The sequence below is a fragment of the Arthrobacter agilis genome, from assembly GCF_002953615.1.
Classification (GTDB): Bacteria; Actinomycetota; Actinomycetes; order Actinomycetales; family Micrococcaceae; genus Arthrobacter_D; species Arthrobacter_D agilis_B.
On record NZ_CP024915.1, the window covers coordinates 1285013 to 1295738 of the forward strand.

The following is a 10726-nucleotide window of genomic DNA, read 5'->3' on the forward strand; positions in this document are numbered from 1 at the left end:
TCGAGCGGATCATCGCAGCGCCCTCGGTGATGCGCCGCAGTGCCTCACCGAGGTTGGTCGCACCGCAGACGAAGGGGACGGTGAACTTCCACTTGTCGATGTGGTTCGCGTAGTCGGCGGGCGTGAGGACCTCGGACTCGTCGATGTAGTCGACCCCGAGGGACTGCAGGACCTGCGCCTCCACGAAGTGGCCGATCCGGGCCTTGGCCATGACCGGGATGGAGACGGCCTCGATGATGCTGTCGATCATGTCGGGATCGCTCATGCGGGACACGCCGCCCTGGGCGCGGATGTCCGCGGGAACCCGTTCGAGCGCCATGACCGCTACCGCACCGGCGTCTTCGGCGATGCGGGCCTGCTCTGCTGTGACGACATCCATGATGACGCCGCCCTTGAGCATTTCGGCCATCCCGCGCTTGACCCGGTTGCCGCCGGTCTGTGCTGTGGTTGCCGAATTGTCTTCAACGGTGGACACGACTTGCCCCTAAAGGTAGATAAAAGCTGACCCTTCATGATACGCCGCCGCAGGACGCCCTTCCGGTCGCGGCCGCCGCCCCGGTCCCGGCCGTTCCCGCGGGCTCCGGACCCCGGCGCGGGACCGCGCACGTCAGCGATCCGTCAGCGATCCGGCAGCGATCCGACAGCGATCCGGCAGCGTCACACGGCGTCACGCGGCGGAATGCCGCGTCTTCCTGCTGGAAAGCGGACGATATGCCGCCTACGCTCGGAGCCACAGATCAAGAGTTCCGACGCGAAGCCCTGGCTCGTCGGACGGCAACCCCCTCCGTGGCGGGGTGCCCCAGGTGAAGATCCGGCCCCGTGCATCAGCGCGGGGCAAGCACGGCGCGGACCTCCAGCGGTTCCGCGTCCCGTCGATGGGACATCCATGTCGTACATCTGCCTGCTGCTCTCGGGAGCAGCCCTTCTGATCAACGGACTCGGCCTCCTCGGCCGGGTCCCGCCAAGGGACGCGGGATTCCTCAATCTCGCGGTCGGTGTGCTCCAGCTCGTGCTCGCAACGGTCGTCGCAGCGACCGGGGCGCCGGATCCTGCCGCGTTCAGCACGGCGAGCGGGATCTTCCTCTTCGGGCTCACCTACCTGTACGTGGGTCTCGGCTCCGTCGCGGGTCTGGGCTCCGCCGGCGTCGGCTGGTTCTGCGGGCTCGTCGCCGTGCTCGCCGTCGTCTTCGCGGCCACGTCGCTGGACACCGACCCGCTCGGCTCAGTGCTCTGGCTCGCCTGGGCGGTGCTGTGGGGTCTGTTCTTCCTGATCCTTGCCCTCGACGCCGTCCGCCTGACCCGGGTCACCGGCTGGAGCGCGATCCTGGTCGGAACCGCCAGCACCGTGATCCCCGCCGTCCTCGGCCTCAACGGGGCCTGGCCGGCCGGCGGAGCCTCCGCCGTCGCCGCCGCGGCCGTCATCGGCGCACTGTTCGTCGGCGCCGGCGTCGCCGGTTCCCGTACGGCGAGGGCGGCCGCCCCCCGGGTCGCCGTCCACGCCTGATCTCCTCGCCCCCGCCCCCGTCCTGCCATCTCTCCTCCCAGCCCCACTCCCAGCCCGATCGGAAGGCCCACCATGACCACCCTGACGCACACCCATCCCACCGCGGACGCCGACTACGAACTCCTCGCGGCCCGCTTCCGACCCCTCTTCGCACGCATCGCGGACGGCGCATCGCGCCGCGAACAGGAGCACGAACTCCCCCGGCAGGAGATCCGCGCCCTGATCGACGCCGGATTCGGGGCGCTGCGGGTACCGGTCGCCGCCGGCGGGTTCGGCGCCTCGCTCCCGCAGCTGTTCCGCCTCCTCACCGAACTGGCCGCCGCCGATTCAAACATCCCCCAGGCGCTGCGCGCCCACTTCGCGTTCGTCGAGGACCGCCTCGTGTCCGCCGGTCCCCAGCGCGACGTATGGCTCCAGCGCTTCGTGGACGGCGAGATCGTGGGCAACTCCTGGACGGAGGTCGGCACCGTCACCATCGGTGACGTGATCACCAAGGTGAGCCCGGACCCGGGCAGTACCGACGGCGACTTCCGCATCAGCGGTACGAAGTACTACTCGACCGGCAGCATCTTCGCGGACTGGATCGACACGTTCGCCCAGCGGACGGACAACGGTGTCAAGGTCATCGCGGTGGTCAGCACGCACCAGGAGGGCGTCACGCACGGGGACGATTGGGACGGCTTCGGCCAGCAGACCACCGGCTCGGGTACGTCCACCTTCGACCACGCCCGCGTCGAGGCCGGGAACGTCATCGACTTCGACACCCGGTTCAAGTACCAGACGGCCTTCTACCAGGCGGTGCTGCTGGCCGTCCTCGCGGGCAGCATCACCGCGGCCGAGCGGGACGTCGCGCGAGAGGTACGGAACCGCACGAGGATCTTCAGCCACGGGAATGCGCCGTCGTTCGCTGCCGATCCACAGATCCTCCAGGTGATCGGCGAGGTCTCCGCCGCCGCCTACGCCGCGGATGCCACCGTGGAGCGGGCCGCCCGGGCCCTGCAGCACGCCTACGAGGGCGCGTTCCTGGCCGACGAGGTCGAGGACGAGCGCCGGAACGACGTCGCCGAACTCGAGACGGCCAAGGCGCAGGTGGTCCTGTCGGCGCTCGCCACCCGCGCCACGTCCGACGTCTTCAATGCGCTGGCCGCGTCCGGCGTGAGCACGTCGAAGAACTTCGACCGGCACTGGCGGAACGCCCGCACCGCGGCCAACCACAACCCCTGGGTGTTCAAGGCGAGGATCGTCGGCGACCACTCCGTCAACGGGACCGTGCCTCCCCGCGTGTGGTCCATCGGTGCGGCGCCGGGTGCGGGCAAGCCCTGAGCGACCTGCAGGACGGGACCGCCCGCGGTCCCGTCCTGCCCGGCCTCAGCCGCACCGCGCGCCGTCCGCCTGCCGCGCCGGGCAGACCTCGCGCCGCTCCAGTTCGTCCAGCACGGCATCGAGTGCCCCGGCGGGCCACGGCGACGACGGCGTCCTCACCGCCCGGTGCAGCGGCGCAGAGGGAGCCGTCCTGCGCTGCAGCAGGAGGAGGTCCGTCTCGGAGACGATGTGCAGATCGGTCGGGAGGAACCCTGTCCCGGGTGTCATGGCGTGTCCTGTTCTGGTGGATGGGTCATCCTCCGTTAGACGCACGACCGGGGGCCGAATCATCGGTTCCGGCGCAAGGAAGGGCGAAGGATGCGGGCCCGCATCCACCGCCTGCCGTCGAAGCTCAGCCTTTGGGCAGGATTGGCCCAGCGGATCAGTCGTGACGAGAGCCCGCTGATAGCTTTCAGAAGACACCTGCCGTCCTCGGCCGCTCCTTCGGGAGCGATCCGGGGCCGCACGGCCACTGAGCAGCTGGGGAGCTTGCTATGAATTCTCGCGAACGCGAAAAACTGATCGTCGACAACCTGCCACTGGTCGGGTACCTCGTCTCGACCCTGTGCGCCCGCGCCACGCATCTCTCGCGGGATGACCTCGCGTCGGTCGGGGCCATCGCCCTGATCACATCTGCGGACTCCTTCGACCCGACCCTGGGCGTGCCCTTCGGCGCCTATGCCCGGCGCCGAATCACGGGGGCATTCGCCGACGAGATGCGGTCCAACGACTGGGCTCCGCGGTCCGCGCGACGGCGGATCGGCGACACGATCGCTGCACAGGACACGCTGGCCGCCTCCCTCGGGCGCACGCCCACGACGGACGAGCTCGCCATGACGCTCGGCGTCAGCCGGCACGAGGTCCAGGCTGCGCTCGGCGACGCCGCACGATCCGTTCAGACGCTCGACGAAACCGTCCTCGACATCGTCCCCTGCCTCGACCAGCTCCCCGAGGCATCGCTGCTGGCCGACGAGCAGGTCCGGCACATCCGCGCCGCCGTGGCCCACCTCCCCGCCCGCATGCGCCACATCATCCAAGAGGTCTTCTTCGAGGGACGATCGGTGACCGAGGTGGCAGCGGAGCTCGGGACCACCCACTCGGCCGTCTCCCAGCAGAAGTCCGAGGCGCTCCGGCTGCTGCAGGACGGCCTGGCGACCCACTACTCCGACACAGCGGGCTCCGCGCCCGCTCCGATCTCGCGCGTCTCGCCCAAGCGCAGGGCGGAATACCTGTCCGCGCTCGGATCGGCGCTGACGCCCCTGCGCGGCCACGCGGCGACGTACGCCACGGCTCGCCCGGCGTTCGCCTCGGCGTCCTGACCGTCCCGTACCGGCGGCGACGTCAGGACGCGGGCCTGGCCTCCAGCGACTGGCGATGGACGGCCCGCACCCTCTGGTAGACGGTCACGAGGCTTGCCGCGGCCAGGACGACGAGGACGGCCAGCAGGAAACCCTCGGGCAGGCCCAGTCCCGTCAGCCCGGTGACCACCAGGACGGAGACGAGGCGCTCCGCACGCTCCGCGAGCCCCACATTCGCCGTGAAGCCGAGCGACTCGGCCTTGGCGCGGGCGTACGAGACGATCATGCCCAGCACGAGGCAGGCGAGTGCGGCGATCGCGATCGCGGCGTTCCCGCCACCCGTGAAGAACCAGATCGCGACACCCGCGAACAGCGCGCCGTCGGCGACGCGGTCGAGCGTCGAGTCGAGGAAGCTCCCCCACCGGCCTCCACGGCCCTGCATCCGGGCCATGATCCCGTCGATCACGTCGGAGAACACGAACAGCGTGATGAAGACCGTTCCCCAGAACAGCTGGCCGAGCGGGTAGAGGACCAGCGCGCCGCCGGCGACACCGACCGTCCCCGCGATCGTGACGGCGTCGGGCGTCACGCCCCACCGCAGCAGCAGGCGTGCCAGCGGCGTGAAGAGGGCCGTGAAGAATCCCCGCGCGTATCGGTTGAGCATCAGGCGTCCGATCCCGCCGGCCCGGCCGCGGACGGCCAGGCAGCCGCCACCTGCGCACGCACGTCGCCGAGGGTCTGCGTGATCGCCTTCGTCTGCGCGATGATCGGCAGGAAGTTCCCGTCACCGCCCCAGCGCGGCACGACGTGCTGGTGGAGGTGGGCGGCGATACCGGCGCCCCCGGTGACGCCCTGGTTCATGCCGAGATTGAACCCCGACGGGTTGGACACCTTGCGCAGCACACGCATGGCCGTCTGCGTGAGGGCGGCGATCTCCGCGGTCTCCGCCTCGTCGATGTCCGTGTAGTCGGGCACGTGCCGGTAGGGGCAGACCAGGAGGTGGCCGGCGTTGTAAGGGAACAGGTTGAGCAGTACGAAGGCATGGGTCCCGCGGTGCACGATGAGGGATTCCTCGTCGCTCCGGTGCGGCGCCCGGCAGAACGGACAGGTCTGTTCCGACGTGACCTGGTCCTGCCCTTCCTTGATGTAGGCGAGCCGGTGCGGTGTCCACAGCCGCTGGAAGGCGTCCGGCACGCCTGCCAGCCCGAAGTCGTCCGTCACCGCCGCATCCCCCGGAGGGGTCGCGGGCATCCCCCGGCTGTCCGCGTCCTCCATCAGACGGTGGCTTCCCTGCTGCGGACCGCCTCCACGATCCGGCGGACGGCCTCGTCCACGGGCACCTGGTTGTCCTGGCTGCCGTCCCGGAAGCGGAAGGAGACGGCACCGGCCTCCTGGTCCTCACCGCCGGCGATGAGGACGAACGGCACCTTCTCCTTGCTCGCGGTCCGGATCTTCTTCGGGAACCGGTCGGATCCCGCATCGACTTGCGCGCGGATGCCCTCGGCCTTCAGCTTGTCGACGACGTCGAACAGGTAGTCGTTGAACGCCTCGGCGACCGGGACGGCGAGCACCTGCACGGGGGCGAGCCAGGCGGGGAACGCGCCGGCGTAGTGCTCGGTGAGCACCCCCATGAAACGCTCGATCGAACCGAACAGGGCCCGGTGGATCATGACCGGACGCTGGCGGGACCCGTCGGCCGCCTGGTACTCGAGCTCGAAGCGCTCGGGCAGGTTGAAGTCGAGCTGGATCGTCGACATCTGCCAGGTGCGGCCGATCGCGTCGCGTGCCTGCACGGAGATCTTCGGGCCGTAGAACGCGGCTCCCCCGGGGTCGGGCACGAGCTCCAGGCCGGAGGCCTCCGCGACCTCGGCGAGGGTGCGCGTCGCCTCGTCCCAGATCTCGTCGGAGCCGACCGACTTCTCCGGGTTGCGCGTGGACAGCTCGAGGTAGAAGTCCTCGAGGCCGTAGTCCTTGAGGAGGCCCAGGACGAAGTTCAGCGTCCCGGTGAGCTCGTCCTTCATCTGCTCGCGGGTGCAGTAGATGTGGGCGTCGTCCTGGGTCATGCCACGAACACGCGTCAGGCCGTGGATGACACCGGACTTCTCGTACCGGTACACCGAGCCGAATTCGAAGAGCCGCAGCGGCAGCTCACGGTAGGACCGCCCGCGCGAGCGGAAGATCAGGTTGTGCATCGGGCAGTTCATCGGCTTCAGGTAGTAGTCCTGGCCGGGCTTGCGCACGGTCCCGTCCTCGTTGAGCTCCTCGTCCACGTGCATCGCCGGGAACATGCCGTCCCGGTACCAGTCGAGGTGGCCGGAGACCTCGTAGAGGTGGCCCTTCGTGATGTGCGGCGTGTAGACGAACTCGTACCCGGCGTCGGTGTGCCGCTGGCGGGAGTAGTCCTCCATCGCCTTGCGGATGATGCCGCCCTTGGGGTGGAACACCGGCAGCCCCGAGCCCAGTTCGTCCGGGAAGGAGAAGAGGTCGAGCTCGGTGCCGAGCCGGCGGTGGTCGCGACGCTCCGCTTCCGCGAGGCGCTCCTGGTAGGCCTTCAGGGCGTCCTTCGTGGGCCACGCCGTGCCGTAGATCCGCTGCAGCTGCTTGTTCTTCTCGCTGCCGCGCCAGTAGGCGGCCGCCGAGCGGGTCAGGGCGTACGCGTTGGAGATGAGCTTGGTGTTCGGCAGGTGCGGGCCGCGGCAGAGGTCCTTCCAGACGACGTCCCCGGATTTGCGGTCCACGTTGTCGTAGACGGACAGCTCGCCGACGCCCACCTCGACGGACGCGCCGTCCTCGTCCGTGGCCCCGCCCTTGAGCCCGATCAGCTCGAGCTTGTACGGCTCGTCCTTCATCGCCTCGCGGGCCTCGTCCTCGGACACGACCCGCCGCACGAAGCGCTGGTTGGCGTTGACGATCTTGAGCATCATCTTCTCGAGCTGCTTGAGCTCGTCGGGCGTGAACGGCTCCTCCACGTCGAAGTCGAAGTAGAAACCGTCGGTGATGTACGGGCCGATACCGAGCTTGGCTCCCGGACGCAACTGCTGGACGGCCTGCGCCATGACGTGCGCGGCGGAGTGCCGCAGCACCTCCAGCCCCGCAGGATCCTCGAGGGTCACGCCCTCCACCGAGGCACCCTCGGCCAGTTCCTGGTCGAGGTCCTTCAGCTCGCCGTCCACGCGCATCACGACGACGTCCCGCCGCTCGCTGAACAGCTCCGTCCCGGTGGTGCCCGTGGTCGCCTGCTGCTCTTCGCCGTCGACGATGAGTTTCATGGACTGGGGCGCTGACACGGGGAGTCTCCTCGATGCTGGGGAAATGGGCCGCCCGGAAGGGCGTGACGGGATCCGGCCGGGGCCGGGACCGCCTCGTCGATCGTATCGGGTGGGCGGAGGGGCGACCAACAAGCTCGCCGCAGGACGTCGCCGTCCCGCGCAGGGGCTAGGGCTCCCGCCGCACCCGCAGCTCGAACTCGATGAACGCGGAGATCATCGCACGGTAGGTCTCCTCGACGACGGCGGGATCGACGCCCTGCCTGGACGCGTAGCCCCGCACATTGGTGATCACCTGCTCCACGCGGGCCGGCGCCCGCACCGACGCGTCGTCGTGCTTGAGCGCTCCTGCCCTGCGGACGAGCCGCTCCCTCCGGGAGATGAGGGACACGATCTGCTCGTCCACCTCGTTGATGGCCACCCGGACCGCCGCCAACTGCTTCGCGTCCTGCTCTTCGTCTGCTTCAGCCATGGCGGAAGCCTACCGGGGCATCCGGCACCCGACGGGGTCGGGCGGGCGCGGCCGTGGTCGGGCTGGCGCGGGAGGACGTCGGTTCGGTGATGTGCGAGGAATGGCGCGGCACCGTCCCGTGTTGATGCAGGTGCGGGTGGACGAGCCGCCCGCGACCGACAGATGCGCTCGGCGACCCGGGCGCAGATATGAGGAGCACCGTGGACTACACGCCAGAAGCCGGATCCATCACCATGTTCTCCACCTCGTGGTGCGGATACTGCCGGCGCCTGAAGTCTCAGCTCGACGCCCAGGGCATCGGCTACAACGAGGTCAACATCGAGGAGGTCGAGGGCACTGCCGAGCTCGTGGCCTCACTCAACGGGGGCAACCAGACCGTGCCCACCGTCATCTTCCCGGACGGCACGACCGCCACCAATCCCTCCGCCGCCGAGGTGCGGGCCAGGATCGCCGTCTAGCCCGGACGCGATCCGCGCACCGCGGCCGTCCCCCATATGCTGGGAGCGGTGGGCCCGTCCTCCGGTCCACCGCTCCCAGCGGAAGGACAGCAAGACATGGTGCACAGAGTCCAGGGCGTCGTGGTGCGGGCGAAGGATGCCCCCGCGGCCATCGAGACCATCCTCGTCCCGGATCCGGGGCCCGGCGAAGCCCTCGTCGACATTCTGACCTGCGGCGTCTGCCACACGGACCTGCACTACAAGCAGGGCGGCATCAACGACGAGTTCCCCTTCCTGCTGGGGCACGAGGCCACCGGCGTCGTGAGCGCCGTGGGCGACGGCGTCACCACGGTCGCCCCCGGCGACCGCGTGATCCTCAACTGGCGGGCCGTGTGCGGCGAGTGCCGGGCATGCCGCCGGGGTGAACCGCAGTACTGCTTCGACACCCACAACGCAACCCAGAAGATGACGCTGGAGGACGGCACGGTCCTGTCCCCCGCCCTCGGCATCGGCGCGTTCGCCGAGAAGACGCTCGTGGCGGCGGGCCAGTGCACGAAGGTGGATCCCGCAGCGGACGCAGCGGCCGTGGGACTGCTGGGGTGCGGCGTGATGGCCGGCATCGGCGCCGCCATCAACACGGGCAGCGTCTCCCGCGGTGACTCCGTCGCCGTCATCGGGTGCGGCGGCGTCGGCATCGCGGCCGTCGCGGGCTCTCGGCTCGCGGGAGCTACCACGATCATCGCCGTGGACATCGACGACCGGAAGCTCGAGCTCGCGAGGGGCCTCGGCGCGACGCACGTGCTGAACTCGAAGGACGAGGACCCCGTGGAAGCCATCCGCGCGCTCACCGGCGGGAACGGCGCCGACGTCGTGATCGACGCCGTCGGGCGTCCCGAGACGTACAAGCAGGCGTTCTACGCCCGCGATCTTGCCGGGACGGTGGTGCTCGTCGGGGTCCCCACGCCCGAGATGACCATCGAACTCCCACTGCTCGACGTCTTCGGGCGCGGCGGATCGCTGAAGTCCTCCTGGTACGGCGACTGCCTGCCCAGCCGCGACTTCCCGATGCTCGTCAGCCACTACCTGCAGGGCAACCTCGACCTCGATGCGTTCGTCACCGAGCGCATCCGGCTCGATCAGGTCGAGGAGGCCTTCGGGAAGATGCACGGCGGCGCCGTCCTGCGCTCGGTGGTGGAGCTCTGATGGCCGCACGCGTCGAACACCTCGTCACGTCGGGCACCTTCTCGCTCGACGGCGGCACCTGGGACGTCGACAACAACGTGTGGATCGTGGGTGACGACGAGGAGTGCGTCATCATCGACGCCCCACACGACGCCGCCGCGATCGTGGACCAGGTGAACGGGCGGGTCGTCCGGGCCATCCTCCTGACCCACGCCCACGACGACCACATCCGCGCGGTCGGCGACCTCTTCGACGCCGTGCACGCGCCGATCCATCTGCACGACGGCGACCGCGAGCTCTGGGACATGGTGTTCCCGGAGCTGAGTCCCGACCAGTCGATCGGCGACGGCGACACGATCGAGGTCGCGGGGGTGTCCCTGAGGGCGCTGCACACGCCCGGCCACTCCCCCGGCTCCGTCTGCTACTACCTGGAGGAGGCCGGCACCGTCTTCACGGGCGACACGCTGTTCCAGGGCGGCCCGGGCGCCACAGGGCGTTCCTACAGCGACTTCCCGACGATCATCGAGTCCATCCGGACGAGGCTGCTGACCCTGCCGCCGGACACGATCGCGCGTACCGGCCACGGGGACAGCACCACGATCGGCGACGAGGCGCCGCACCTCGAGGAATGGATCCGGCGCGGACACTGACCCGTGCAGCGCCGACCCGTGCAGCGCCGGAGGCGTCCCGGTCGCCCGTCAGCGGCGGGACGCCTCCGGTGCCTCCAGGCGCACGACGGCGGTGTAGGCCGCCAGCAGCGCGTCCTGCACGGCCTCGACCGTGACGTCGTGCGCAAGATCCTGGGCGGCGCCGGCGGTGGCCGGCCGCCACGGAAGCTCCAGTGCCGCATAGACATCGGTGAGCACGGCGCGCAGCGGGGCCGGATCCTCGACGACGACGACCGACGAGAACAGCCAGGCGCCGGCGACCACCCGCTGGGCGGTGCCGACGAGCTTGATCGTGGGCACGCCGTCGATCCGCCCGTGGACGCTGAACTCGCCCGGGCAGTACTCGCCCGGCACCTCCCCGACGTGCGCGTCGACTCCCAGGCCGGCGAGGACCTCCGCGAAGAAGGTCCCGAAGGACGCGAAGCGCGCGCGCGTGCCGGCCACGGGGTCGGGCGCGGGTTCGATGTGGTCCACCACGAGGCAGCCCCGGTGGTAGGCGGCAGCGCGGCCGCCGGCGCGCCGCACGAGCGGCTCGAA

12 protein-coding genes, 1 pseudogene and 1 riboswitch are annotated in these 10726 nt (G+C 70.1%); of the genes and pseudogenes, 6 read left to right on the forward strand and 7 right to left on the reverse strand.

The features are described from left to right. Positions 1 to 409: pseudogene (locus CVO76_RS06130) on the reverse strand (pyridoxal 5'-phosphate synthase lyase subunit PdxS); the annotation flags it as partial. A 326-nt stretch (positions 410 to 735) separates the two neighbouring features. Continuing rightward, a riboswitch (SAM riboswitch) is annotated at positions 736 to 847 on the forward strand. Positions 848 to 886: 39 nt separating this feature from the next. Here CVO76_RS06130 and CVO76_RS06135 point away from each other — a divergent pair. Both CVO76_RS06135 and CVO76_RS06140 read left to right on the forward strand, forming a co-directional pair. Then, positions 887 to 1504: an AmiS/UreI family transporter gene (locus CVO76_RS06135; RefSeq protein ID WP_208741239.1), complete on the forward strand. Its 618-nt coding sequence runs from the start codon at positions 887 to 889 to the stop codon at positions 1502 to 1504. A gap of 72 nt (positions 1505 to 1576) precedes the next feature. Beyond that, entirely contained in the window at positions 1577 to 2827 is a 1251-nt protein-coding gene (locus CVO76_RS06140) for an acyl-CoA dehydrogenase family protein (protein WP_208741241.1), read from the forward strand. Between the two features lie 45 nt (positions 2828 to 2872). On the opposite strand, the gene CVO76_RS06145 is transcribed toward CVO76_RS06140, so the two are convergent. Continuing rightward, on the reverse strand, positions 2873 to 3094 hold the full coding sequence (locus CVO76_RS06145; protein ID WP_208741243.1) for a hypothetical protein: 222 nt from the start codon (positions 3092 to 3094) through the stop codon (positions 2873 to 2875). Positions 3095 to 3360: 266 nt separating this feature from the next. Between CVO76_RS06145 and CVO76_RS06150 the strand changes: the two genes are divergently transcribed. Beyond that, the gene (locus CVO76_RS06150; protein WP_133081794.1) at positions 3361 to 4185 is read left to right on the forward strand and encodes a sigma-70 family RNA polymerase sigma factor; all 825 of its coding nucleotides are present in this window, start codon (positions 3361 to 3363) and stop codon (positions 4183 to 4185) included. 22 nt (positions 4186 to 4207) lie between these two features. Here the strand turns inward: CVO76_RS06150 and pgsA are convergent, their stop codons facing one another. The 4 genes from pgsA to CVO76_RS06170 form a co-directional block, all read right to left on the reverse strand. Further along, complete coding sequence (gene pgsA / locus CVO76_RS06155; protein WP_208741245.1) at positions 4208 to 4828, reverse strand: phosphatidylinositol phosphate synthase; 621 nt, start codon at positions 4826 to 4828, stop codon at positions 4208 to 4210. Beyond that, entirely contained in the window at positions 4828 to 5439 is a 612-nt protein-coding gene (locus CVO76_RS06160; protein WP_244186245.1) for an HIT family protein, read from the reverse strand. Before CVO76_RS06160 ends, pgsA begins: the two co-directional genes overlap by 1 nt. Continuing rightward, positions 5439 to 7433 (reverse strand): threonine--tRNA ligase, encoded by a 1995-nt coding sequence (gene thrS / locus CVO76_RS06165; protein WP_432206151.1) that lies wholly within the window; start codon positions 7431 to 7433, stop codon positions 5439 to 5441. The genes CVO76_RS06160 and thrS overlap by 1 nt, the downstream gene beginning before the upstream one ends. Positions 7434 to 7599: 166 nt before the next feature. Continuing rightward, on the reverse strand, positions 7600 to 7902 hold the full coding sequence (locus CVO76_RS06170; RefSeq protein WP_208741247.1) for a chorismate mutase: 303 nt from the start codon (positions 7900 to 7902) through the stop codon (positions 7600 to 7602). A gap of 200 nt (positions 7903 to 8102) precedes the next feature. Here CVO76_RS06170 and CVO76_RS06175 point away from each other — a divergent pair, with 200 nt between their 5' ends. The 3 genes from CVO76_RS06175 to CVO76_RS06185 all read left to right on the forward strand — a co-directional run bounded on the left by CVO76_RS06175 (position 8103) and on the right by CVO76_RS06185 (position 10171). After that, on the forward strand, positions 8103 to 8360 hold the full coding sequence (locus CVO76_RS06175; RefSeq protein ID WP_279628599.1) for a mycoredoxin: 258 nt from the start codon (positions 8103 to 8105) through the stop codon (positions 8358 to 8360). A gap of 96 nt (positions 8361 to 8456) precedes the next feature. Further along, on the forward strand, positions 8457 to 9542 hold the full coding sequence (locus tag CVO76_RS06180; protein WP_208741251.1) for an S-(hydroxymethyl)mycothiol dehydrogenase: 1086 nt from the start codon (positions 8457 to 8459) through the stop codon (positions 9540 to 9542). Next, the gene (locus CVO76_RS06185) at positions 9542 to 10171 is read left to right on the forward strand and encodes an MBL fold metallo-hydrolase (RefSeq protein WP_208741252.1); all 630 of its coding nucleotides are present in this window, start codon (positions 9542 to 9544) and stop codon (positions 10169 to 10171) included. Before CVO76_RS06180 ends, CVO76_RS06185 begins: the two co-directional genes overlap by 1 nt. Positions 10172 to 10219: 48 nt before the next feature. On the opposite strand, the gene CVO76_RS06190 is transcribed toward CVO76_RS06185, so the two are convergent. Continuing rightward, positions 10220 to 10726: lipoate--protein ligase family protein (locus CVO76_RS06190; protein ID WP_432206136.1), on the reverse strand; the 507-nt coding region annotated here is incomplete at its 5' end.